24 protein-coding genes and 1 other RNA gene are annotated in these 22,645 nt (G+C 65.6%); 19 read left to right on the top strand and 6 right to left on the bottom strand.

The features are described from left to right. Positions 1-14: 14 nt before the first annotated feature. The gene (locus DJ029_RS15335; protein ID WP_112323337.1) at positions 15-443 is read left to right on the top strand and encodes a VOC family protein; all 429 of its coding nucleotides are present in this window, start codon (positions 15-17) and stop codon (positions 441-443) included. A 141-nt stretch (positions 444-584) separates the two neighbouring features. On the opposite strand, the gene DJ029_RS15330 is transcribed toward DJ029_RS15335, so the two are convergent. Next, the gene (locus tag DJ029_RS15330; RefSeq protein ID WP_112323336.1) at positions 585-1,055 is read right to left on the bottom strand and encodes a nucleoside deaminase; all 471 of its coding nucleotides are present in this window, start codon (positions 1,053-1,055) and stop codon (positions 585-587) included. Between the two features lie 209 nt (positions 1,056-1,264). On the opposite strand from DJ029_RS15330, the gene DJ029_RS15325 reads away from it, so the two are divergent. The 8 genes from DJ029_RS15325 to DJ029_RS15290 all read left to right on the top strand — a co-directional run bounded on the left by DJ029_RS15325 (position 1,265) and on the right by DJ029_RS15290 (position 6,344). After that, entirely contained in the window at positions 1,265-1,972 is a 708-nt protein-coding gene (locus tag DJ029_RS15325) for a DUF1194 domain-containing protein (protein WP_308861076.1), read from the top strand. Then, complete coding sequence (locus DJ029_RS15320) at positions 1,969-2,658, top strand: DUF1194 domain-containing protein (RefSeq protein ID WP_112323334.1); 690 nt, start codon at positions 1,969-1,971, stop codon at positions 2,656-2,658. Before DJ029_RS15325 ends, DJ029_RS15320 begins: the two co-directional genes overlap by 4 nt. Further along, on the top strand, positions 2,655-3,326 hold the full coding sequence (locus DJ029_RS15315) for a DUF1194 domain-containing protein (protein WP_232823095.1): 672 nt from the start codon (positions 2,655-2,657) through the stop codon (positions 3,324-3,326). Before DJ029_RS15320 ends, DJ029_RS15315 begins: the two co-directional genes overlap by 4 nt. A 48-nt stretch (positions 3,327-3,374) precedes the next feature. Then, positions 3,375-3,724: a transfer-messenger RNA gene (gene ssrA / locus DJ029_RS15310) on the top strand. Positions 3,725-3,909: 185 nt separating this feature from the next. Next, on the top strand, positions 3,910-4,386 hold the full coding sequence (locus DJ029_RS15305; RefSeq protein WP_112323333.1) for an SspB family protein: 477 nt from the start codon (positions 3,910-3,912) through the stop codon (positions 4,384-4,386). 84 nt (positions 4,387-4,470) lie between these two features. Next, entirely contained in the window at positions 4,471-5,865 is a 1,395-nt protein-coding gene (fumC, locus tag DJ029_RS15300; protein WP_112323332.1) for a class II fumarate hydratase, read from the top strand. An 88-nt stretch (positions 5,866-5,953) separates the two neighbouring features. Continuing rightward, on the top strand, positions 5,954-6,118 hold the full coding sequence (locus DJ029_RS15295) for a DUF4169 domain-containing protein (protein WP_112323331.1): 165 nt from the start codon (positions 5,954-5,956) through the stop codon (positions 6,116-6,118). Further along, positions 6,108-6,344, top strand: a complete 237-nt coding sequence (locus tag DJ029_RS15290; RefSeq protein WP_112323330.1) for a ribbon-helix-helix domain-containing protein — start codon at positions 6,108-6,110, stop codon at positions 6,342-6,344. Before DJ029_RS15295 ends, DJ029_RS15290 begins: the two co-directional genes overlap by 11 nt. On the opposite strand, the gene DJ029_RS15285 is transcribed toward DJ029_RS15290, so the two are convergent. Then, complete coding sequence (locus DJ029_RS15285) at positions 6,341-7,093, bottom strand: cytochrome c biogenesis CcdA family protein (RefSeq protein WP_112323329.1); 753 nt, start codon at positions 7,091-7,093, stop codon at positions 6,341-6,343. The genes DJ029_RS15290 and DJ029_RS15285 overlap by 4 nt on opposite strands. Positions 7,094-7,207: 114 nt before the next feature. Here DJ029_RS15285 and DJ029_RS15280 point away from each other — a divergent pair, with 114 nt between their 5' ends. Further along, positions 7,208-7,438, top strand: a complete 231-nt coding sequence (locus DJ029_RS15280; RefSeq protein ID WP_112323381.1) for a sulfurtransferase TusA family protein — start codon at positions 7,208-7,210, stop codon at positions 7,436-7,438. A 6-nt stretch (positions 7,439-7,444) separates the two neighbouring features. On the opposite strand, the gene trhA is transcribed toward DJ029_RS15280, so the two are convergent. Together trhA and DJ029_RS15270 are read right to left on the bottom strand one after the other, a co-directional pair. Next, the gene (trhA, locus tag DJ029_RS15275; protein ID WP_112323328.1) at positions 7,445-8,095 is read right to left on the bottom strand and encodes a PAQR family membrane homeostasis protein TrhA; all 651 of its coding nucleotides are present in this window, start codon (positions 8,093-8,095) and stop codon (positions 7,445-7,447) included. Positions 8,096-8,185: 90 nt separating this feature from the next. Then, positions 8,186-11,602, bottom strand: a complete 3,417-nt coding sequence (locus tag DJ029_RS15270) for an indolepyruvate ferredoxin oxidoreductase family protein (RefSeq protein WP_112323327.1) — start codon at positions 11,600-11,602, stop codon at positions 8,186-8,188. A 219-nt stretch (positions 11,603-11,821) separates the two neighbouring features. Between DJ029_RS15270 and DJ029_RS15265 the strand changes: the two genes are divergently transcribed. The 6 genes from DJ029_RS15265 to grxD all read left to right on the top strand — a co-directional run bounded on the left by DJ029_RS15265 (position 11,822) and on the right by grxD (position 18,291). Then, complete coding sequence (locus DJ029_RS15265; RefSeq protein ID WP_112323326.1) at positions 11,822-12,733, top strand: LysR family transcriptional regulator; 912 nt, start codon at positions 11,822-11,824, stop codon at positions 12,731-12,733. A gap of 197 nt (positions 12,734-12,930) precedes the next feature. Continuing rightward, positions 12,931-15,135 carry a glycosyltransferase family 92 protein gene (locus DJ029_RS15260; protein WP_157966395.1) on the top strand — a complete coding sequence of 735 codons (2,205 nt, stop codon included), beginning with the start codon at positions 12,931-12,933 and terminating at the stop codon, positions 15,133-15,135. Between the two features lie 109 nt (positions 15,136-15,244). Then, positions 15,245-17,413: a phosphoribosylformylglycinamidine synthase subunit PurL gene (gene purL / locus DJ029_RS15255; RefSeq protein ID WP_112323324.1), complete on the top strand. Its 2,169-nt coding sequence runs from the start codon at positions 15,245-15,247 to the stop codon at positions 17,411-17,413. A gap of 72 nt (positions 17,414-17,485) precedes the next feature. Next, positions 17,486-17,728: a BolA family protein gene (locus tag DJ029_RS15250; protein WP_112323323.1), complete on the top strand. Its 243-nt coding sequence runs from the start codon at positions 17,486-17,488 to the stop codon at positions 17,726-17,728. Next, positions 17,729-17,923 (top strand): hypothetical protein, encoded by a 195-nt coding sequence (locus DJ029_RS15245; RefSeq protein ID WP_112323322.1) that lies wholly within the window; start codon positions 17,729-17,731, stop codon positions 17,921-17,923. Then, positions 17,920-18,291, top strand: coding sequence for a Grx4 family monothiol glutaredoxin (gene grxD, locus DJ029_RS15240; RefSeq protein ID WP_112323321.1), 372 nt, complete (start codon positions 17,920-17,922; stop codon positions 18,289-18,291). Before DJ029_RS15245 ends, grxD begins: the two co-directional genes overlap by 4 nt. Before the next feature lie 77 nt (positions 18,292-18,368). On the opposite strand, the gene DJ029_RS15235 is transcribed toward grxD, so the two are convergent. Next, complete coding sequence (locus DJ029_RS15235; RefSeq protein WP_112323320.1) at positions 18,369-18,755, bottom strand: cell division protein ZapA; 387 nt, start codon at positions 18,753-18,755, stop codon at positions 18,369-18,371. Continuing rightward, positions 18,755-18,973: a hypothetical protein gene (locus DJ029_RS15230; protein ID WP_112323319.1), complete on the bottom strand. Its 219-nt coding sequence runs from the start codon at positions 18,971-18,973 to the stop codon at positions 18,755-18,757. The genes DJ029_RS15235 and DJ029_RS15230 overlap by 1 nt, the downstream gene beginning before the upstream one ends. 211 nt (positions 18,974-19,184) lie before the next feature. Between DJ029_RS15230 and tkt the strand changes: the two genes are divergently transcribed. From tkt to DJ029_RS15215, 3 genes are read left to right on the top strand one after another with little or no spacing between them, the layout of a single operon-like run. Then, positions 19,185-21,203, top strand: coding sequence for a transketolase (tkt, locus tag DJ029_RS15225; protein WP_112323318.1), 2,019 nt, complete (start codon positions 19,185-19,187; stop codon positions 21,201-21,203). Between the two features lie 21 nt (positions 21,204-21,224). Beyond that, positions 21,225-21,368, top strand: a complete 144-nt coding sequence (locus tag DJ029_RS15220) for a glyceraldehyde-3-phosphate dehydrogenase (protein ID WP_112323317.1) — start codon at positions 21,225-21,227, stop codon at positions 21,366-21,368. Positions 21,369-21,386: 18 nt separating this feature from the next. Next, positions 21,387-22,580 (top strand): phosphoglycerate kinase, encoded by a 1,194-nt coding sequence (locus DJ029_RS15215; RefSeq protein WP_112323316.1) that lies wholly within the window; start codon positions 21,387-21,389, stop codon positions 22,578-22,580. Positions 22,581-22,645 lie beyond the last annotated feature (65 nt).

The raw sequence follows: 22,645 nt of genomic DNA, 5'->3' as shown, positions 1-22,645 counted from the left end.
AGGAAAATGCACTTATGGCTATTCAATACTATCACACCATGGTTCGCGTCCTGGACCTGGAGAAATCGCTCGCCTTCTACAAGCTGCTCGGGCTTGAGGAGGCCCGCCGCATGGAAAGCGAGAAAGGTCGTTTCACCAACGTCTTCATGCGCGCTCCCGGCGAGGAGGGGCGGCATCTGGAACTGACCTACAACTGGGACGGGGACGAGGGGCTGCCTTCCGACAGCCGCCACTTCGGGCACCTGGCCTACATGGTCGATGACATCTACGCGCTTTGCCAGAAGATGATGGACAACGGCGTGACCATCAACCGCCCACCCCGCGACGGGCACATGGCGTTCTTCCGCAGCCCCGACAACGTATCGATCGAGCTGCTTCAGAAGGGCGACGCCCTGCCCCCGAAGGACCCCTGGGCCAGCATGGAAAACACCGGCCACTGGTAAGCGCGCTGCGCGACACGGATGGGGGCCAGTGGGCCCTGCCGGAACAGACGGGCCCTTGCAGCTACCTGCGAGGGCCTTTTTACATGGACGGGGCGCTTTCAAGTTCGTAGCGCGTTTCCCCGAGGGCCCGGAAGCGGGGCGCTAGCGCTGCCAGAAACCGCGGTGCGGGGCCAGCAACTCGTCTTCCAACTCGCGAAAGGGGCCGTGCACGTCGATTTTCTTCTGCCCGGAACCGAGCACGGTGCGCGAAGACAGGGCCATCGTCGGGTTCTCTTCATGGTTGCCCGTCAGCGAGAGCAGCGTCGTTTCCTCGAAACCATAGACCAGCCGGCCGATATTCGCCCAATAGAGGGTTCCGGCGCACATGGCGCAAGGCTCGCCGGTCGTGACCAGCGTGCAGGCCCATAGAAACTCCGGTGCATAGGCGGCCGCGGCGCGCCGGGCGAGTTCGGTCTCTGCATGATGGACGGTGTCGATATTGCCCTGCCGCATCAGAATATCGCCGTCAGGTCCGACAAGGATCGCGCCGAACGGATGATGACCGTGTTCGGCGGCGCTTCTGGCGACGGCATTGGCTGCCCGGATATGGGCGAGCATCTGTTCTCGTGTCATGCCGATTTGCCTATACTGCGGTGAAAGGGCCCAAGGGTCGCCCCCGCGGGTCACGTCAGAACCCGACGTCCGGGATCCTAGCACATCGCCAACATCCCCACACGCGGGAAGATCACCGGTCCCTCTTGCTGTCCCACGCCCGCGGATCGAGGGTGCATCGCGGACATTCTAAGTCGTCGGGTGACACACGCGCCCTTTGCGCAAAGTCAATGTCAGGTATAAACTGCCCCATATACCTTTCGAGTATGGGGTTTTTCATCATCAGACACCTGTTCCTGACGCTTCTTGCCTGCGCGGCCCTGTCAGCGCCTGCCCAGGCCTGTCGTCTTGCCATCGCATTGACCATCGATGTGTCCGGATCCATCGATCCCGGGGAGTATCGTTTCCAGATGGATGGCCTGGCGGATGCGCTGGAGGACCCCGACATCGCCGAGGCGCTGGTCATGCGGCAGGCGGCGGTCATGGTGATGCAATGGTCCGGCGAAACGGATCAGAAGGTCTCCACCCCGTGGCGGCGGATGCTCAGCTTCGACGCCGTGGCGGACCTGGCGAAAGAGGTGCGGGCCACGAAACGGCACTGGCGGGCAGGCAAGACTGCCGTCGGGGATGCGCTGCTGTTCCTCGTGCCCGAATTCGACAAGGTTCCCGATTGCACCCGGCGCGTCATCGATGTTTCAGGCGACGGCATGACCAACGACGGCCAGCGAACAACGCTGGGGCGCAGCCTCGCCCGGCGCGCAGGGATCACCATCAACGGGCTGGCGATCGATCGCATTGGCCAGAGCGTGGCGCAGTTCTACCGCCGCGAGATGGTGACGGGACCGGATCATTTCGTCATGTCCGCCCAGGGGTATTCCGACTACCCCCGCGCGATCCGGCAAAAACTCTACCGGGAGGTGGTTGTCCCCTCGTCATGAGCCGCGTTGGCCTGTTTCTCGCGGCGCTGGCCGCGCTGCCCGCCCTTGTCGCCGCGCCTGCCACGGCGGCCTGCCGCGTGGCGCTGACGATGGCGCTGGATGTCTCATCCTCCGTGGACGCGGGGGAATATGCATTGCAGATCAACGGGCTGGCCGACGCGCTTGAGGATGCGGAGGTGCGGCGCGCGATCTTCCAGGTGCCCGGCGCGACGGTGGCCTTACAGATCTATGAATGGTCGGGCGTGTTCGATCAGAAGATCGTCCAGGACTGGGTGGAGGTGCGTACGCCCTCGGACCTCGACCAGATGGCGGCGCGGCTGCGCGAGCATCGCCGCGCGTTCACCAACGCGGCCACCGGGCTTGGCGCGGCGCTGCGCTTCGGCCTTGGCCAGATGGCGCGCGCCCCCGCCTGCGAACGCCAGAAGATCGACGTTTCGGGCGACGGGCAGAACAACACCGGGATGCCGCCGCAACAGCTTTATACCCGCCTCGATTTCGCGGACGTCACGGTCAACGGCCTCGCCATCCTGTCGGACGAGGCGGCGCTGGACAGGTACTACCGCTTCTTCGTCGTGCGCGGCCCGTCCGCCTTTGTCGAGGTGGCCGAGGATTTCTCGGACTACGGCAAGGCGATCCGCGGCAAGCTGATCCGCGAGCTGGGCGAACCGCGGCTCGGCATGAGGTGAGGGTCGCCGCCACCCTGGCGCTGCTGCTGGTCCTGGCCACGCCGGGGCATGCGTTCTGCCGGCTGGCGCTGACGCTGGCGATGGACGTCTCCTCCTCCATCGATGGGGAAGAGCACGCGCTGCAAAAGCTAGGGCTCGATGCGGCGCTGTCCGATCCCCGCGTGGTGGAGGCGTTCTTCCAGGTGCCCGGCGGATCGGTGGCGCTGCACGTCTTCGAATGGAGCGGGCGTTACCAGCAGGACGTCATCCTCGACTGGACCCTGGTCGAGACACCCGCCGACCTGGCCCGCGTGCGCGCCGTGCTGCGCGGGGCGCGGCGAACCTATGCCGAGTTTCCGACAGCACTCGGCCATGCCATCGCTTTTGCCACCTCGGAACTCAAGCGCGGCCCGCGCTGTGACCGGCAGACCATCGACATTTCCGGCGACGGCGTGAACAACGACGGCTTCCCGCCGATTCAGGCCCGCCGCTCGCAGGACCTGGCGAACACGACCATCAACGCGCTGGTCATCGGCAGCCAGCCGGAACTGATGAACTATTTCCGCACCGGCGTGATCCACGGGCCCGGCGCTTTCGTTGAACAGGCCGACACTTTTCACGATTTCGGGCATGCGATGCGGCGCAAGCTGATCCGCGAACTCGGCGTGCCGCGCCTTGGCATGCGCTGAGCGGGCCGCGGGATTCGGGGCAATGCCGCGCATTTTCGCAGCATGCGATCCCTTGCGAAACGCCGGGCGAAGGACTACATCTAAAGCGTCCCCTTGGGGACTATGGTGATAAACGCGCTCGTAATAAGCGGATCGGACCCGGGGGCGGTACCCGGCGGCTCCACCAAAATCCTTCATTTGGGGATCATGGGGCCGAAACAGGATCGACGGACGTCTAAAGGGGTTAGCTTTTACTCGGCAGGATGCCACCGTTATCGGCTCGAACAAGCTAGTTGCAAATGACAACAAAGCTCCGGTTGCTCTCGCTGCGTAAGCAGTGCGAAAGACCGAAATCCAAGTCCTAGCCCTTTGCAGGGTTAGGCGGGGTCCGCAGGCACCTGGCAACAGAAGCCTGCACTTCCCCATATTTTCCAAACCCACGTCCATTCGTGCATTCATTGCGGCGAAACGCCTTTGTGCATGGCGCAAAGGCACCGCCACCCAACGGGGCCTTTGTGACTGCATACACAGTGAAGCGTGAATCCGGTCTTTCATTGTATGCACACTTCGCTAAGTTTGGGGCAGCATGAAAGACGGACCAAGCATGACACGGCGATTCCATTACGGCCAATTGATGCACAAGGCCCTGCGCGGGTTGATGTCGGAAGTCCTGTCCGATGTGGCGGAGAACGGGTTGCCTGGGGCACACCACTTCTTCATCACCTTCGACACGCGACATCCGGGCGTGGACATCCCCGACTACCTGCGCGCCCGCCACCCCGAGGAAATGACCATCGTGCTGCAGGAATGGTTCGAGGACCTGACCGTGATCGGCGATCGTTTCGCCGTGACGGTGAACTTCGGCAACCAGCCCGAACCGCTTGTCATTCCCTTCGACTCGATCCGCACCTTCGTCGACCCCTCGGTCGAATTCGGTCTGCGCTTCGACCCCACGGACGAGCCCGAGTCACCTGACGACCTTGACGAAGAACTAGACGATACCGAGGCCGAGGATGCGCCGGACGTGCCGCGATCGGGCGGTGGCGACGTGGTCAGCCTGGACCGGTTTCGCAAGCACTGAGCGCAGGCGCCGAAACGGGCTCGGTGACAATCCTTCCGGGGGCCGCTATAGCCGTGGCGCGATAGCACCGAATGAGGGATTGAGATGACCACCACCCGTACCGAAACCGACAGCTTTGGCCCGCTGGATGTCCCCGCGGACAAGTACTGGGGCGCGCAGACGCAGCGTTCGTTGCAGAACTTCCCGATTGGCTGGGAAAAGCAGCCCGTGGCCATCGTGCGCGCGCTGGGCGTGATCAAGCAGGCAGCTGCAACGGTGAACATGGCGCAGGGCAAGCTCGATGCCAAGATCGGCGACGCCATCGTATCGGCCGCGTCCGAAGTGGTTGCGGGCAAGCTGGACGATCATTTCCCGCTGGTGGTCTGGCAGACCGGGTCGGGCACGCAATCCAACATGAACGCGAACGAGGTGATCTCCAACCGCGCGATCGAGATGCTGGGCGGCGAGATGGGCTCCAAAAGCCCGGTGCACCCCAACGATCACTGCAACATGGGGCAAAGCTCCAACGACACGTTCCCGACCGCGATGCATATCGCCGTGGCGATGACCGCCCGCGACGTCACCCTGCCGGGATTGAAGAAGCTGCACGCCGCACTGGCCCAGAAGGCCGAGGCGTTCAAGGACATCATCAAGATCGGGCGCACCCACACGATGGACGCGACGCCGTTGACCCTTGGCCAGGAATTCGGCGGTTACGCCTTCCAGGTGGAACAGGGCATCAGGCGCGTGGAAGCCGCGCTCGGCAACATCTACCCGCTGGCGCAGGGCGGCACCGCTGTGGGCACCGGGCTGAACACCAAGACCGGCTTTGCCGAAGCCTTCGCGGCGGAAGCGGCGAAGATCACCGGCCTGCCCTTCGTTACCGCGCCGAACAAGTTCGAGGCGCTGGCCGCCCATGACGCGCTGATCGAGATGTCGGGCGCGCTGAAGGTGGTGGCCGCGAGCCTGTTCAAGATCGCGAATGACATCCGCCTGCTCGGCTCTGGTCCGCGCTGCGGCCTGGGCGAGCTGATGCTGCCGGAAAACGAGCCCGGCTCCTCCATCATGCCGGGCAAGGTGAACCCCACCCAGTGCGAGGCCCTGACCCAGGTCTGCGCCCATGTGCTGGGCAACGACGCCGCCGTCGGATTCGCCGGCAGCCAGGGGCATTTCGAGCTGAACGTCTACAAGCCGATGATGGCCTACAACGTTCTGCAATCCATGCAGTTGCTGGGCGATGCGAGCGTCGCGTTCACCGACAACTGCGTGGACGGCATCGAAGCCGACGAAGAGCGGATTTCCCAGCTGATGTGGGAAAGCCTGATGCTGGTCACCGCGCTGGCGCCGGAAATCGGCTACGACAACGCCACCACCGTCGCTAAGACCGCGCACAAGAATCGCACCACCCTGAAACAGGAAGCGATCGCGCTGGGCTTCGTGGACGAGGAAACTTTCGACCGCGTCGTGCGTCCCGACCAGATGCTGGGACCGAAAGACTGAGTCGGAACTCTGACATGATCGCGCGCCGTCTTGCGCGCGCCACGGGTCGCCATTCCGGCGGCCCGTTTTTCCGCATGGCGCACCTGTCATGAGCGGCAAGGTCATCAACCTGCGCCGCGCGAAGAAGCAGCGCAAACGCGCCGAAGCGCGGGACAAGGTCACCTCCCCCACGCCCAGCCGCCAGGACAAGGCGAACGCCGAGCTGGAGCAAAAGCGCCTGGAGGCGCACCGGCGGGATGACGATGAGCATTGACTATGGATTGCCGAAGAAACGCTCCCTCACGCTGAAGGGACACCGCACCAGCGTTTCGCTGGAGGATGCGTTCTGGCATGCATTTCGCGCCATCGCGCAAGAACAGGGGAAGCCGATCAACGTGCTGGCCGCGGAAATCGACGCCGCCCGCGGGGTGGAGGCCGGTCTTGCCGGGGCGATCCGCCTGTACGTGCTCGACTGGTATCGCCCGAAGCCCGCCCCTTAACCGATCAGGCCAAGGGCGGGGAAGGTTTCCAGCAACCAGTAGGAAAATGTGCTGAACAGACCTGTCACCAGCATTCCGCCCACCACCAGCAGCATGACGCCCGTCACACGCTCGATCGTGCCCATGTGGGCGCGCAGGCGGCCCATTGCGCCAAGGGCGCGGTTCAGGAAGATGGCCGCAAGCAGGAACGGCAGGCCAAGGCCGATGGCGTAGCTGGCCATCATCACCACGCCGCGCCCCACCGTATCCTCTTGCGCGGCAAGGCTGAGGATCATGCCCAGAACGGGGCCGATGCAGGGCGTCCAGCCAAAGGCGAAGGCCAGGCCCATGACATAAGCGCCCATGGCGGTGCCGGTGCCATCGCGGGCGTCCAGGCGCGCCTCGCGGTCCAGCAGCGGGATGCGGAAGACGTGCAGGAAGTGCAGCCCGAAAACCAGGATCACGATGCCCGAGGCGATGGCCATCTCGCGCTGGTATTGCAGCAGCGCCTGCCCCGCCATGGAGGCCGCGAATCCAAGGAAGATGAAAACCGTGGAAAGCCCCAGCACGAAGAACAGCGCCGCCGTGACCACCTTCGGGTCCGCGCCGCGCCGGGTCTGCACGTCAGGCACCGTGGTCCCGGCCATATAGGCCAGGTAGGGCGGCACGATGGGCAGAACGCAGGGTGACAAAAAGCTCAGCACGCCCGCGAAAAGCGCGACGAACAGGGCCGGAAGAAGGGAGCTGTCGATGACGTCGATGCCGAACATGGGTCTGCCTGTATGAAGTCCTCGCTCACCCTTAGCGGTTGCACTGGGGCGCGTCACGTGACGGGCTGTCACATATCCGTGGACATTCGTTACAGCGGGTGGTTTCTGATCCCCATGAAGAAGGACGACACATTGGACGCCGCCGGGCTGCTCTGCCCCCTGCCCGTGCTGAAGATCCGCAAGCGGCTGGGCACGCTTGCGCCCGGCCAGGTGTTGGAGGTGGTGACGGACGATCCCGCCGCGCTGATCGATGTGCCCCATTTCTGCGCCGAACAGGGACACGTCGTACTGCACAGCCAGGACGACGGATTTCCGCGCCAGCTCTGGTGGATCGAAAAGGGCTGAGAGGCGTCAGATGGTGCGCGCCCCGGCGAGTTCCGTCACCAGCGCGGCATAGACCAGCACCGTGGCCAGAAGCACCAGCGCGTGCCAGATCGTCTTGTGAAACGGCAGATCTTCCCACAGGAAGAAGACGACCCCGCCGGTATAGAGCACGCCCCCGAACAGCATCAGGTACAGCGCCTCTGGGCGCAGCGCGGCGACGAATTCGCCCACCGCCACCCCTGACCAACCCATGGCGATGTATAGCCCGAGGGCCAGGGGAATGAACCGGTTGGGGGCCAGCATCTTCAACAGGATCCCGATGCACGCGCCCCCCCAGAGCAGCATGACAAGCATCCAGACCGGCGCCCCGGACAGGATTGCAAACGGCGTGTATGTGCCTGCGATCTTTATATAAATCGCCGAGTGATCGAGCTTTTGCAGCAGCTCGTGCCACTCTCCCGGCGGGCTCATGTGATAGGTGGCGGACACGGCGAGCATGGCCAGCATGCACAGACCGTAAACCATGGTGGCGAGGATCACGCTGCGCTCCCCGCTCCAGAACACGGCAAGGGGGATGAGGGCGAAGACGCCGACCAGGGCCCAGGTCACGCCCAGAATGTGGATCGTCGCATCCGAAAACTTTTCGGCGGGCGTGTATCCTTTGCGCACGTGTTTCATCGACCTGCTCCTGGCGCAGCTCCTCATTCAGTATATCACAAAACTTGCTAACACTCTGTCACGGCTTCGTAATATTGTGTGACGAAGCGTTTATTCCGCTGCCTCCCGGGCGGGCGGGACGCTGCGCAGCCCCGCCAGCAGTTCCTCGCGCCGCTTGGCGGCGGCGGTGGCCGTGGCGGCCTTTACGTGGCCGAAGCCCTTGATCTGCATTGGCAATTCGGCAATCGCGATGGCGATATCCGCATGATCCGCGGGGAAATCCTCGATCAGGGCGGTGATGTCGCTTTCATACTCGCGGATCAGGGCGCGTTCCATGCGCCGCTCGTCCGAGCGCCCGAAGGGATCGAGCGCTGTGCCGCGCAGCCCCTTGAAATGGCGCAGGATTCCGAAGGCGCGCATCATCCAGGGGCCGAACTCGGACTTCACGGGGTGACCATCCGCATCCTTGCGGCCCAGGATCGGCGGGGCCAGGTGGAAGTGCAGAGACTTCACATCCTCGAACTCCTGGTCGATGGCGGTCTTGAGGGTTTCGTGATGCAGCCGCGCGACCTCGTATTCATCCTTGTAGGTCAACAGCTTGTGGTAGGATTTCGCCACGGCCATGGCGAAATCCTCGCCCAATGGCGCGGCGCGTGCGACCAGCTTGCGATAGCGCTTGGCCAGGCGGCGGTTCTGGTATGCCTGCACCAGCGCGTCGCGATGCTCGACCGCCTCCTCAAGGGTTTCCTCGGTGGTGGCGGCGCGAGGGCGGAGGTGGGTGGCCACCTCCGCCGGGGCGACGATGGACCAGCGGCCCAAGGCGAAGGCAGCCTTGTTACCCTCCACACCCGCGCCGTTGATCTCGATCGCGCGCAGCAGCGCGTCCTCGCTCAGCGGGATCAGGCCCGACTGGTAGGCCGCGCCGAGCATCAGCACGTTGGCGTAGATCCCGTCGCCCAGGATTTCGGTGGCAAGGCGGGTCGCGTCCAGCGCGCTCAGTGCTTCGTCCCCGATGCGGCCGCGCAAGGACAGCGTCAGCCGGTCCGTGGGCAGGTGGAATTCGGTGTTATGGGTGAACTCGCCGGTGATGATCTCGGCCGTGTTGACCACCGCGCGGGTGCGCCCGCGAGACAGCAGCGAGAGGGTTTTCGGGCTGGCGGCAACCACGATATCGCCGCCGATCAGCGCGTCCGCTTCCCCAACCGCGACGCGTACCGCGTTGATATCTCCGGGTTTGTTCGCGATGCGGCAATGGATGTGCACGGCACCGCCCTTCTGCGCGAGGCCCGCCATCTCCATCACGCCGGAGCCCTTGCCCTCCAGGTGGGCGGCCATGCCGAGAAGGGCCCCGACCGTGACGACGCCGGTGCCGCCGACGCCGGTGACCACGATGTTATGGGTGCCGACAATCGCGGGAACCGCCGGATCCGGCAAGTCGGGAATGGCGAGGGATTTCGCGGATTCCTTGCGGATGCGCCCACCTTCCACGGTGACGAAGCTGGGGCAGAAGCCCTTCAGGCAGGAGTAGTCCTTGTTGCAGGAGGACTGATCGATCTTGCGCTTGCGGCCCAGCCGCGTTTCCAGCGGCAGGATCGAGACGCAGTTGGACTGCACGCCGCAATCGCCGCAGCCCTCGCACACACTGGGGTTGATGAAGACGCGGCGGTCAGGATCGGGGAACTGCCCGCGCTTGCGGCGGCGGCGCTTTTCGGCGGCGCAGGTCTGGATGTAGACGATGGCGGAGACGCCCTCGACTTCCTGCATCTCTTTCTGGACCTGCATCAGCTCATCCCGGGGGCGCAGCGGCACGCCCTTGGGGAACGCGGCGGGGTCCGGCTCTTCCTTCGGGTCGTAGACGGCGACGACCTTCTTGACGCCCATGGCCAGCAGTTCGGCGCTGATCTGTTCGGGCGAGAGGCCCCCGTCATTGGGCTGGCCGCCGGTCATCGCCACCGCGTCGTTGTAGAGGATCTTGTAGGTGATCGTGGTGCCCGCCGCCAGGGCGGCGCGGATCGCCTGGACGCCGGAGTGATTGTAAGTTCCATCGCCAAGGTTCTGGAATATATGCTTTCTTTTGGAAAACGGCGCCTCGCCAATCCAGTTCGCGCCTTCGCCGCCCATGTGGGTGAAGCCCGACGTCTCGCGGTCCATCCACTGCACCATGTAGTGACAGCCGATGCCCGCGTAGGCGCGCGCGCCCTCTGGCAGGCGGGTGGAGGTGTTGTGCGGACAGCCCGAGCAGAACCACGGCAGACGCTCGGCCATGGCCGGGGCGTTGGAGCTGTTCAGCGCGGACTCGATGCTCGCCTGCGCCGCGCGCATGGTGTCGGGCGCGATACCCTCGGCGCTGAGCAGATGGCCGAGCTTGTCGGCGATCTTGACCGGATCGAGCGACTCCTTGACCGTGAAGACGGTGTTGCCCTGCTCGTCCTTCCAGCCGATCACGCGCCGGCCACGGCGGTCGTTGAAGATCGCCTCCTTGATCTGGACTTCCAGCAGCTTGCGCTTTTCCTCGACCACGATGATCAGGTCCAGCCCGTCCGCCCAGGCGCGGAAGCTGGTCATGTCCAGCGGCCAGACCATGCCGATCTTGTAGGTGGTGATGCCGTTGGCCTCCATCGCGTCAGCGTCGAAGCCCAGCAGGTCGAGCGCGTGGATCGTGTCGAGCCAGGACTTCCCGGAGGAGACGATGCCGATCTTCGCCCCTGCCCGCCCGTGAACGCGCTTGTCGATTTTGTTTGCGCGGCCAAAGGCTTCCGCGGCGAAGCGCTTGTAGTCGTGCAGCCGCGCTTCCTGCGCGACGGGGGTGTCGCCGAGGCGGATATTGATGCCGCCCTCGGGCATCTCGAAGTCGTCCGGGAGTTTGATTTCGATCCGGTGGGGATCGCCGTCCACCACCTCGGACACCTCGATCGTGTCCTTCACGCATTTCAGCCCCACCCAGCAGCCCGAGTAGCGCGACAGCGCCCAGCCGAGGATGCCGTAGTCCAGCACCTCCTGCACGCCGGCGGGGCTGAGGATGGGCATCAGCGCATCGACCAGCGCGAATTCCGAGTGGTGCAGCACGGTGGAACTTTCGCCGGTGTGATCGTCGCCCATGCAGGCGATCACGCCGCCATGCTCGGCCGTGCCGGCCATGTTCGCGTGGCGGAACACGTCACCCGAACGATCAACCCCGGGGCCCTTGGCGTACCAGAGGCCGAAGACGCCGTCGTGCGTCCCCTCGCCCCGCAAATGGGCCTGCTGCGTACCCCAAAGCGCGGTGGCGGCCAGGTCCTCGTTCAAGCCGGGGTTGAAAACCACGTCATGGGCGTCCAACTGCTGCTTCGCATGCATCATCTGGAGGTCCACACCGCCGAGCGGAGAGCCCCGATACCCCGTCACATAGCCCGCCGTGTTCAGCCCCGCCGCGCTGTCGCGCAGCTTCTGCATCATCGGCAGGCGGGTCAGCGCCTGAACCCCGCTCAGCAGAACCTGACGCTTGTTAAGGTCGAACCTGTCGTGCAGTGAGACATCGGCCAGTTTCATGAAAAACCCTCCCAGGTATTTCGAACATTATAGGTCAGCAGCATTGACCCACAAAGCGGAATCATCACAGCCCCGGAAAAGCGGCGCAAAAAGAAAGAATGCTTTTCCTTAGGGGTTTTTATAGCAATAAGACTACAAAACTGGCCCGTGCGATATGGTGTTCTTGCACCGGAAATCGCCTGTGCCCATCACTTGAAGGTTAACGACGTGGCCCAAAACATGGACTGGGATAAACTGAGGATATTTCACGCGGTGGCGGACGCGGGGTCGCTGACCCATGCGGGCGACACGCTGCACCTCAGCCAGTCCGCCGTCAGCCGCCAGATCCGCGCGCTGGAGGAAAGCCTGAACGTGACGCTGTTCCACCGCCACGCGCGGGGGCTGATCCTGACCGAACAGGGCGAGTTGCTGTTCGATGCGACCCAGTCGATGCGCAAGCGCCTGGCGACGGCGACCGCCCGGATCAAGGACAGCGCCGACGCGATCTATGGCGAGCTCAGGGTCACCACGACCACCGGCTTCGGCACCATCTGGCTGGCCCCCCGCCTTGGCCGGCTGTACGAGAAGTACCCGAACCTGAAGATCGACCTGATCCTCGAGGAGCGCGTCCTAGACCTGCCCATGCGCGAGGCCGATGTCGCGATCCGCATGAAGGAACCCAGCCAGGCGGACCTGATCCGCCGCCGCCTGATGGATGTGTCGATGCGGTTCTACGCAAGCGAGGCGTATCTCAAGCTGCGCGGGGAACCGAAAACCCGTGAGGATCTGACCGCGCACCGCATCATCAGCCAAAGCATGGCGAGCCGCCAGGTGAGCGCGGGGCAAAGCTGGATGTCGCCAATCCTCGCGGCGCATCAGACAAGCCATCTGACCGTGAACAACTACTTCGGTATACTTCAGGCAACCCTGAACGGACTGGGGATCGGGGCGCTGCCGAACTACGTTATAGCGGACTTCCCCCAGCTTCGGAATGTACTGCCAGGCGAAAGAAGCAAGACGATTCCAGTATACATGGCGTATCCAGAGGAATTGAGGCAATCGAAGAGGATCGCAGCCTTCCGCGACTTCATAACTGAAGAGATCAGTACTTTTAAAAAGCACTATGGCTCAATGATCGATGTTGACCATTGACGCGACCTCTTGTTGCATATTTGCAGCTATGCGCCCCCATTATGGCGGGTATGCGCGGAGCGGGACGTTGATTTCATTGCCTCAGGCGGCCCGATCCCCTATCTATGATTGCGAGGACGCTGAGCGTTCTCACCTCCCTGTTGGACTTGGGCCGAGCCTTGTGCTCGGCCTTTTTTTTGCCCACAGCTTCGTCTGACATGGCGCGTGAATACCCCCCCCTGATCCAGACCTCAGCTCTCATCCTGCCCGAGGAGTCTCCGATCCGGCGGCTCGCGCCGCGGCCCCGCGCGCTTCGGCATGAAAGCTACGGGCAGAAGTTCGACGACCGCACCGTCATCTACGACCTGTTCCGCAGCGGGGACCCATGTGAGCTGATCGCGATCTGCCCGCCGCTGTTCAACCTGCTGGACGACCTGGATATCCGCATCACCGCCCTGCCCGATGGCAGCCCCTGCCCCTTCCGGGTAGAGCCGCGCGCGCTGACCGAACGGCTGGTGATCCGCGTGCCAGAGGGCTGCGAGAGCCTGCGCATCGCCACGCGCGCCGGAACTTGGCAGGTGGCCCCGGCCCCGGCGATCCAGGCGCGCTTCGCGGGCGCGCGCGCGATCACGACGCTGTCGCGCGACAATGACCTGCAATGGATCCGGGACTGGGTGACCTATCACGTCCGCGCGCAGGGGGCGACGGCGGCGGTGATCTACGACAACGGCTCGCGGCGCTACACGCCCGAGGCGCTGGCAAGCGCGCTTGAGGGCACCGGCGTGGACGTGGCGGTTGTTCCCTGGCCCTATCCTTACGGGCCGAACGATCACCGGATGCCCGCAACCCGGCGCGTGTTCGACAGCAACTTCTGCCAGACCTCGATGCTGGATCACGCCTGGCAGCGGCTGTTCGCGCAGGCCGACGCGGTGGTGAACGCGGATATCGACGAGCTGGTTTACACCTCTGGCCCCTCAGTTTTCGAGCGGGTGACCACCTCCGAGACCGGGTTCCTGCGCTACACCGGCCGCTGGATCGAGCCGTTGCCGATCCGCCGCGGACGCGCCCCCCGCCACCGGGATTTCTGGCAGGAGTTGCGCACCAGCGTCCCCGTGCATTGCGAGCCGAAATGGGCCGTCGCCCCGGCGAAGCTGCCCCCGAACGCCCAGTGGATGGTACATGACATCGCCGGGATGATCCCCGATGCAGACAGCGAGGACGTGTCCTTCGGGCATTTCCGCGGCATCAACACCGCCGTCACAATCGATGCGGTGGGCCGGCGCATGCTGCGGCGCACCTGGGCGATGCCCTTCGCGCCCACGCGCCAGGTGGTGCCGTTGCGCGACGCGATGCGCGCGGCTTTCGCAGAGGATGCGCCGGCGCTGTGCAGCCCACCCCTTGCCCGCCAGGCCCGGCCCGAACTGGCCTTGAGCCGGGAGGCGCGGGCCATCGCGAAGGCGGCAGAGCACGACCCCGACGCCGCGCCCTACTGGATCGCCCAAGCCATGGCGGCGCAGCGCGAGTTCAACGCCCCCGAGGAAATGCGCGCCCATGCCGAGCGCGCCTTCGCGCTGGCCCCGGAGGATCCCAACGCGCAGGAGGTGCTCGCCGCCTCGGCCCCCGCCGATCAGCGGATCGCCACGCTGGAGCGGATCGCCGCCCTGCCGCCACCCGAAGCCCCCGAACTTGCGGCGGATCGGCTGATGCTGCTGGCGCATCTTGCCACGGACGCCGCCCCCGAGCGGGCGCAGGCGCTGGCTTCCGACGCGCTGGCGCTCTGCCCCGACAAACCCGGCGCCCTGCTGGTGCAGGCGCGGCTGCACACCGCGGCCGAGGATCACGAGGCGGCGGTGCGGCTTTACGGAAAGCTGCTGGCCCTGACCCTGGACACCGTCGTACCGCTTCCGCGCCAAAGGGCCTATTACGACAGCCAGAGCAGAAGCTTCCGCGTCTATTTCGATCCCTGCGGGCTGCACAGCGTTCCGCCCCGCCTGCCGTTGCGCGCGCAGGCCAACGCGCTGACGGCGCTGGCGCGGTTCGAGGAGGCGGTAGCCCCCGCCGCGACCCTTGCAGCGCGTGAACCGTTCGTCTTCGTCTCGCAGATGCTGCACGCGCGGGTGCTGCGCCGGGCGGGGGACGGCGCGGGCGCCAGGGCCGCTGCGCTGCGCGCGGCGCAGGCGGCACGGGTGGACCTGCTCCGCGGGGTGACGACGCGCCACTTCCTTCCGCGCCACAAGCGCTGGAGTGCCGAGCGCCTGCTGGAAATCGGCCAGGCGCAGGTCTTCGCCCGAGACACCGCCGCGGCCGAAGTCACGATGGGCGAAATCGCCGCGCTCGGCCGCCCCGGACGCGACGCGCTGGCGCAATTGCGCGCCCTGCTGGAAAAGCATCGCAAGGCCGCCCCGCGCGCGCAGCGCCCTTGAGGGAAGAGGTTCGGCGCGATTTCGCGCTTTCCCTTCCCGCCCGCCTTTCGTATCAGGGCCACAACCAGACCCTAGCCAAACCTGACCATAGCGGAGTGCGACTGTGCCCATGCGTCCCGACCCCGAGATCACGCCGGAGCTGATTGCAGACCACGGCCTGACGCCTGATGAATACGCCCGTATCCAGACGTTGCTGGGGCGCGACCCGAACTGGACGGAGCTTGGCGTCTTCTCGGCGATGTGGAACGAGCATTGTTCCTACAAGTCGTCCAAGAAGTGGCTGCGCACCCTGCCGACCGAGGGCCCGCAGGTGATCTGCGGCCCCGGTGAGAACGCAGGCGTCGTGGATATCGGCGACGGCCAGGCGGTGATCTTCAAGATGGAGAGCCACAACCACCCCTCCTACATCGAGCCCTACCAGGGCGCGGCGACCGGGGTCGGCGGCATCCTGCGCGACGTCTTTACCATGGGCGCGCGCCCGATCGCGGCGATGAACGCCCTGAGCTTCGGTGAGCCGAGCCACCCCAAGACGCGCAGCCTGCTGGCGGGCGTGGTCGAGGGCGTCGGCGGATACGGCAACAGTTTCGGCGTGCCGACAGTGGGTGGCGAGCTGCGCTTCGATCTCTCCTACAACGGCAACTGCCTTGTGAACGCCTTCGCCGCCGGGCTGGCCGATGCGGACGCGATCTTCTACTCCGCCGCCAGCGGCGTGGGGCGCCCGGTCGTCTACCTTGGCGCGAAGACGGGGCGTGACGGTGTCGGCGGCGCGACCATGGCAAGCGCAGAATTCGACGACGGGATCGAGGCCAAGCGCCCGACGGTGCAGGTCGGCGATCCGTTCACCGAAAAGCGCCTGATGGAAGCCTGCCTCGAGCTGATGGCCACGGGGGCAGTGATCTCGATCCAGGACATGGGGGCCGCCGGGCTGACCTGCTCGGCTGTGGAGATGGGCGACAAGGGCGACCTCGGCATCCGGCTGGACCTGGAAAAGGTGCCGGTGCGCGAAAAGGCTATGACCCCTTACGAGATGATGCTGAGCGAATCCCAGGAACGGATGCTGATGGTCCTCGACCCCGCGCGCGAGGGCGTGGCGCGCGAGGTGTTCGAGAAATGGGACCTCGACTTCGCCATCGTCGGCGAAACCATTGCCGAGGATCGCTTCCTGCTGTGCCTGAACGGCGAGGTGGTGGGCGACCTGCCGCTGAAGGCGCTGTCGGGCGAAGCACCCGAGTATGACCGCCCCTGGGAAGCCTCGCCCCCCGCGCCGGCGCTTGGCCCGGTTCGGGACATGGACCCGGCAGAGGCGCTGCTGGCGCTGATGGGCGCGCCGAACCACGGCTCACGCGCCTGGGTGTGGGAGCAGTATGACACCATGGTCGGCGCGGACACCATCCGCACGCCGGGCGCCGATGCGGGCGTGGTGCGGGTGCATGGCACGAACAAGGCGCTGGCGTTCACCGCCGACGTGACGCCGCGCTATTGCCGCGCGAACCCGGTGGAGGGCGGCAAGCAGGCCGTCGCGGAAGCCTATCGCAACCTGATCGCTACAGGGGCGACACCGCTGGCAGTGACCGACAACCTGAACTTCGGAAACCCCGAGAAGCCCCGCATCATGGGCCAGCTTGTCGGCTGCATCGAAGGCATCGGCGCGGCCTGCACCGCGCTGGGCACGCCCGTCGTTTCGGGCAACGTCAGCCTTTACAATGAAACCGACGGCCAGCCGATCCTGCCCACGCCGACCATCGGCGCGGTGGGCCTGCTGCGTGAGATCGCGGACATGATCCCCACCGCCGCCCCCGAGGGCGCGGTGCTGATCGCCCTTGGCCCCGAGGGGCAGCACCTGGGCGCCAGCGCCTTCGCGGCGGAGGTCCTGAAGGATACTGGCGGCGATGCGCCTGCCGTGGACCTTGTGGCCGAACGCGCCGCGGGCGAGCTGGTGCTGGCGCTGTCCGCCAAGGGCCTGCTGCTGGCCGCCCATGACATCGCCGACGGCGGTCTGGCCGTGGCCGCCGCCGAAATGGCGCTGGCAAGCGACATCGGCGTATCGCTGGAGGCCGCCACCCTGCCCGCCCTGTTCGGCGAGGATCAGGGCCGCTACGTGCTGGCGGTCACCTCCGACAAGGTGGAGCAGGTTCTTGACGCGGCCAAAGCGGCGGGCGTTCCCGCACGGCGCGCCGGGCAGATGGGGGGCGATCGCGTCACGCTCGGCCCCTCCAGCCTTGCTCTCGCGGACTTGCGGCAGGCGCATCGCGACGCGCTTCTCGGGATTGTTTCCTGAGCCCGGCTTGCACCCGGCCCGGGTCAGCCCTAGATTCACTTGAAACCGGACGACGAGGAGCTTCTGACCCCCATGGCCATGGAAGCAGCAGAGATTGAAAGACTGATCCGGGATGCCTTCCCGACAGCCCAGATCGACATCAAGGATCTTGCCGGGGACGGCAACCACTACGCCGCCACCGTGGTCGCGTCCGAATTCAAGGGATTGAGCCGGGTGAAGCAGCACCAGATGGTCTATGCCGCGCTGAAGGGCAAGATGGACGGCCCCGCCGGAGAGCTGCACGCCCTGGCCCTGACGACTCGGGCGGCTGACTGAGTGCTTCCCGTCGAAGGTCTGCTGCTGCTTGGCAGCGCGATTGTCGTAGGCGGACTGCTGATGTTGCAGCGGCTGCGCCGGAAAACCTGGGGCGAGATGCCGCAAAGCCCGCTGGAAGCGCCGACCACCACCGGGGCCGCCCCCGAACGCACACCGCCGGGACACCCCGGCAAGCAGAAGGAAGACACCAAATGAGCGAGACCGCACACGAGCGCATCAAATCCGATGTCGAGACCCATGACGTCGTCCTGTTCATGAAGGGCACCAGCCAGATGCCGCAATGCGGCTTCTCCTCCAAGGTGGCGGGCGTGCTGAACTACATGGGCGTCGCCTACAAGGACGTGAACGTCCTCGCTGACGACGCGATCCGCGAAGGCATCAAGAGCTATTCCGACTGGCCGACCATCCCGCAGCTCTACGTGAAGGGCGAATTCGTCGGCGGCTGCGATATCGTGGTCGAGATGACGCTGTCGGGTGAGCTGGACGACCTGCTTTCCGGCGCCGGCGTCAGCTTCGACAAGGCAGCGGCGGAAAAGATCCGCGAAGCGAACCAGCCGGCCTGACTGGCCGCGTGATCGCTTGAACGAAAAACGCCCCGAGCCATCTGGCCGGGGCGTTTTTTCTTGGCCTGGCGCGCGCCTCAGCTCGCCGCCAGACGCTCCACCCGCTCGAGGGTCTGCTTCAGCAGGGAAACGGCGGCCTCTTCGCGCGCCCGGGCCTCGCGCACCGCGTCCGCACCGGCGGAATTGGCGGCGGCGCGCTTTTCCTCGTTGGCGGCGGCGGAGCGCAGGGCATCGTTGTGTTCCTGAACCGCCTGGAGTTGCTGCGCGATCTCGATCGTGCGGTCGGCGAGCATCAGCCCCGCCATCAGCAGCATCCGCGGCTCGGGCACCCGGCCGATGGCGTCCTGCAGCGTGGTCGCCTCGGTATCCAGCAACGCGGCGGCCTGGCGCAGGTTGTCTTCCTGCCCCGGCTCACACGCGACGCGGAAATTGCGCCCACCGATGTCCAGTTGAATCTCGGGCATCAGACGGCCTCCTCGAGCAGGGGTTTCAATTGCGCGATCAGCTTGTCGAGCTGGGCGAGATCCTTGTCACGCTCAGCCTGCATGGCGTCCAGCTTCTGGGTCAGCGCCTGGTTTTCCGCAACAAGGGCCGAGGTGTTCTCTCCTCCGGCGCCTTTCGCGGCCTCGAGCTTGCCGAGGGCTGCCTCAAGCCGGTTTGCGAGATTTTGCAGATCTGACATGTCGTGCCCCTTCACTTGGGTCGTCCCGTCGCGGGTGTTGGTCGGTGTTCGGCCCAACCTAACGCAGAAACAGACGGCTCTGCATCCCTTATTTGCAACCCTGTGACACGGCTTGCGCTTGAAACTTCGCCCCGATCGGGTATCAGTGCGCACAAGCCAGTCGGGGAGGACCCCGGCACCGGAACCCTCTGAGAGAAGGCAGCACCTCCCCGTGATTATCGAAGAATTGCGCACCCGCCACCCCGAACACTTCGCCAAAGCCGCCGCGTTGCGCGTGCTGGCCATGGATGCGGTGGAAGCCGCCAACTCCGGTCACCCCGGCATGCCGATGGGCATGGCCGATGTCGCGACGGTGCTGTTCGAGAAACACCTGAAGTTCGACGCCTCTGCCCCGGACTGGGCGGATCGTGACCGCTTCATCCTGTCAGCGGGCCACGGCTCCATGCTGCTCTACGGCCTGCTGCACCTGACCGGCTACAAGGACATGACGCTGGACGAGCTGAAGAACTTCCGCCAGCTCGGCGCGAAGACCGCCGGTCACCCGGAATACGGCCACGCCAAGGGGATCGAGACGACGACCGGCCCGCTGGGCCAGGGCCTGGCCAATGCCGTGGGCTTCGCCATGGCTGAGGAAAGCCTGGCCGCACGCTTCTCGCGCCGGGTGGTGGATCACCACACCTACGTGATCGCAGGCGACGGTTGCCTGATGGAAGGCATCAGCCAGGAAGCCATCGGGCTTGCGGGCATGCAGAAGCTGAGCCGCCTGATCGTGCTGTGGGATGACAACGGCATCTCCATCGACGGGGCCGTGTCGAAATCCGACATCACCGACCAGGGCGAACGGTTCAAGGCCAGCGGCTGGGACGTCTTCGCCTGTGACGGCCACGACCCCGAGGCGATCGACGCCGCGATCAACGCCGCCAAGGCCAGCCCGCGCCCGGCGATGATCGCCTGCAAGACCTCCATCGGGTACGGCGCGCCGAACCGCCAGGACACGGCCAAGGCCCATGGTGCGCCGCTCGGCGCCGATGAGATTGCCCTGACCCGTGCCGCCTACGGCTGGGATCACGGCCCGTTCGAAATCCCGCAGGACATCCGCGATGCTTGGGCCGCCATCGGTGCGCGCGGCGCCGCCGCCCGTGCGGAATGGCAGACACGCGTGGACGCCCTTGGCGCCCGCCGTCGCGAGGAGTTCGAGCGCATGATCGCCGGCACCCTGCCCGCGAAGCTGGCGCGCGACATCCGCGCCTTCAAGAAGGAAATGAGCGAGAGCGCGCCGAAGGTGGCGACCCGAAAGGCGTCGGAAATGGCGCTGGAAGTCGTGAACAAGGCGGTCCCCGAAACCATCGGCGGCTCGGCCGACCTGACCGGCTCAAACAACACGCTGACGCCGGACCTCGGCGTGTTCGATCCGGACAACCGCGGTGGGCGCTATGTCCACTACGGTATCCGCGAGCATGGCATGGCGGCGGCGATGAACGGCATCGCCCTGCATGGCGGCGCGATTCCCTACGGCGGCACCTTCCTCGTCTTCACCGATTACGCGCGCGGTGCGATCCGCCTGTCGGCCCTGATGGGCAAGCGCGTGGCCTATGTCATGACCCATGACAGCATCGGCCTGGGCGAGGATGGCCCGACGCACCAGCCGGTCGAGCATCTCTCGGCACTGCGTGCGATCCCGAACCTGAACGTGTTCCGCCCCGCCGACGTGGTCGAAACCGCCGAAGCCTGGCAGATCGCACTGGAATCGGACTCCACGCCCAGCATCCTGGCGCTGTCCCGCCAGGGGCTGCCCACGGTGCGCACCAAGCACACCATGAAGAACCTGGTCGCCCAGGGCGCCTACGTGCTGGCCGAGAGCGACGCCAAGCGCAAGGTCGTACTGATGGCCAGCGGCTCCGAGGTGGAGATCGCCCTCGCCGCCCGCGACATGCTGGAAGCCAAGGGCATCGGAACGCGGGTCGTCTCCGTCCCCTGCCACGAGCTGTTCGCCCAGCAGGACGAGAAGTACCGCGCCCGCGTTCTGCCGCGCGGCACCGTGCGCATCGCGATCGAAGCGGGCATCCGCCAGAGCTGGGACCGCTGGCTTCTGGGTGAGCGCGGCTCTGAAAAGAAGGCCGGGTTCGTCGGCATGGACAGCTTCGGCGCCTCCGCTCCGATCAAGGAGCTGTACGAGCACTTCGGCATCACCGCCGAGGCCGTCGTCGCAGAAGCCGAAGCGCGGCTCTGACAGACAAATGAGGAGCGCGGCATGAAGATCTGGACTGCGCTCCTCGTGGTGGCACTGGCCGTGCTCGCCTTCTACGTGGATCGGACATATTACGATCAGCAGGCCGTGACCTTCCTCGGCAAGACGCTGATCAGGGTGACCACGTGGATGGCCTTCTGGCGGTAGGAAGAAAGAAGAAAAGCAATGGCTTGGAAAACACTCGACGATATGGATCTGGCAGGCAAGGTGGTGCTGACCCGGGTCGACATCAACGTGCCAGTGGATGACGGCGCGGTCACGGACGCAACCCGGATCACCCGCATCAAGCCCACCGTGGACGCCATCATCGCCGCCGGGGGCACAGTCGTGCTGCTGGCGCATTTCGGCCGCCCCAAGGGCAAGGTCGTGCCCGAGATGAGCCTTGAGATCACGCGCCAGACGCTGGTGGACGAACTCGGCCATCCCGTCGCCTTCGCGACCGATTGCGTCGGCGAGGTCGCGGCGGAGGCGCTGGAAAACCTTCAGGACGGCGCGATCCTGCTGCTGGAAAACACCCGCTTCCACCCCGGCGAGGAAGCCAACGACCCGGATTTCGCGAAGCAGCTTGCCGCGCTTGGCGATATCTTCTGCAACGACGCTTTTTCCGCCGCGCACCGCGCCCATGCCTCGACCGAGGGCATCGCGCATCTGCTACCATCCTGCGCCGGGCGCCTGATGGAGGCGGAGTTGAAAGCGCTGGACAAGGCGCTGTCCACGCCGGATCGCCCGGTTGTCGCCGTGGTGGGCGGGGCCAAGGTCTCGACCAAGCTGGACCTTCTGACCAACCTGATCGAGAAGGTGGACACCATCGTCATCGGCGGCGGCATGGCCAACACCTTCCTGGCCGCGCAGGGCCATGACGTGGGCAAGTCGCTGTGCGAGCATGACCTTGCCGAAACCGCCCGCGCGGTGATCGCCAAGGCGAAAGACCTCGGCTGCGAAATCCTGCTGCCCACCGACGTCGTCGTCGCACGGGAATTCAAGGCTGGCGCTGAGAACGAAGTCGTGCCGGCCGATCAGTGCCCGTCCGACGCGATGATCCTGGACGCCGGGCCCGACGCGGTGGCCGCCATCGTGGAACGGTTCCGCAAGGCGCGCACCCTGGTCTGGAACGGCCCCCTCGGCGCGTTCGAGATCGCCCCCTTCAACAAGGCGACGGACGCTGCCGCCGCCGCTGCGGCAGAACTCAGCCGGGGCGGCAAGCTGATCTCGGTCGCGGGGGGCGGCGACACGGTGGCCGCACTGAACGGCAGCGGCGCGGCAAAGGATTTCACCTATGTCTCCACCGCCGGGGGCGCCTTCCTGGAATGGATGGAAGGCAAGACCCTGCCCGGTGTCGCGGTGCTCACGCAGGGCTGAACGTTCAACCATGACGGGTTGGCACGTTGACCACGCGCGGGCTTGCGGGTAACTCCGGGGGCAGT

The organism is Oceanibium sediminis, from assembly GCF_003265325.1.
In the GTDB taxonomy this organism is placed as follows: domain Bacteria; phylum Pseudomonadota; class Alphaproteobacteria; order Rhodobacterales; family Rhodobacteraceae; genus Halovulum; species Halovulum sediminis.
This window is presented reverse-complemented; position numbering and strand designations above follow the sequence as displayed.

Coding starts and splice junctions, on each gene's coding strand:
- DJ029_RS15250 (WP_112323323.1), top strand. CDS start 17,486: ATGGCCATGGAAGCAGCAGAGATTGAAAGACTGATCCGGGATGCCTTC.
- trhA (WP_112323328.1), bottom strand. CDS start 8,095: ATGAAACACGTGCGCAAAGGATACACGCCCGCCGAAAAGTTTTCGGAT.
- DJ029_RS15295 (WP_112323331.1), top strand. CDS start 5,954: ATGAGCGGCAAGGTCATCAACCTGCGCCGCGCGAAGAAGCAGCGCAAA.
- DJ029_RS15320 (WP_112323334.1), top strand. CDS start 1,969: ATGAGCCGCGTTGGCCTGTTTCTCGCGGCGCTGGCCGCGCTGCCCGCC.
- DJ029_RS15230 (WP_112323319.1), bottom strand. CDS start 18,973: ATGTCAGATCTGCAAAATCTCGCAAACCGGCTTGAGGCAGCCCTCGGC.
- DJ029_RS15260 (WP_157966395.1), top strand. CDS start 12,931: ATGGCGCGTGAATACCCCCCCCTGATCCAGACCTCAGCTCTCATCCTG.
- DJ029_RS15285 (WP_112323329.1), bottom strand. CDS start 7,093: ATGTTCGGCATCGACGTCATCGACAGCTCCCTTCTTCCGGCCCTGTTC.
- purL (WP_112323324.1), top strand. CDS start 15,245: ATGCGTCCCGACCCCGAGATCACGCCGGAGCTGATTGCAGACCACGGC.
- DJ029_RS15280 (WP_112323381.1), top strand. CDS start 7,208: ATGAAGAAGGACGACACATTGGACGCCGCCGGGCTGCTCTGCCCCCTG.
- DJ029_RS15290 (WP_112323330.1), top strand. CDS start 6,108: ATGAGCATTGACTATGGATTGCCGAAGAAACGCTCCCTCACGCTGAAG.
- DJ029_RS15235 (WP_112323320.1), bottom strand. CDS start 18,755: ATGCCCGAGATTCAACTGGACATCGGTGGGCGCAATTTCCGCGTCGCG.
- DJ029_RS15325 (WP_308861076.1), top strand. CDS start 1,265: ATGTCAGGTATAAACTGCCCCATATACCTTTCGAGTATGGGGTTTTTC.
- DJ029_RS15335 (WP_112323337.1), top strand. CDS start 15: ATGGCTATTCAATACTATCACACCATGGTTCGCGTCCTGGACCTGGAG.
- DJ029_RS15215 (WP_112323316.1), top strand. CDS start 21,387: ATGGCTTGGAAAACACTCGACGATATGGATCTGGCAGGCAAGGTGGTG.
- grxD (WP_112323321.1), top strand. CDS start 17,920: ATGAGCGAGACCGCACACGAGCGCATCAAATCCGATGTCGAGACCCAT.
- DJ029_RS15330 (WP_112323336.1), bottom strand. CDS start 1,055: ATGACACGAGAACAGATGCTCGCCCATATCCGGGCAGCCAATGCCGTC.
- DJ029_RS15265 (WP_112323326.1), top strand. CDS start 11,822: ATGGACTGGGATAAACTGAGGATATTTCACGCGGTGGCGGACGCGGGG.
- fumC (WP_112323332.1), top strand. CDS start 4,471: ATGACCACCACCCGTACCGAAACCGACAGCTTTGGCCCGCTGGATGTC.
- DJ029_RS15270 (WP_112323327.1), bottom strand. CDS start 11,602: ATGAAACTGGCCGATGTCTCACTGCACGACAGGTTCGACCTTAACAAG.
- DJ029_RS15220 (WP_112323317.1), top strand. CDS start 21,225: ATGAAGATCTGGACTGCGCTCCTCGTGGTGGCACTGGCCGTGCTCGCC.
- DJ029_RS15305 (WP_112323333.1), top strand. CDS start 3,910: ATGACACGGCGATTCCATTACGGCCAATTGATGCACAAGGCCCTGCGC.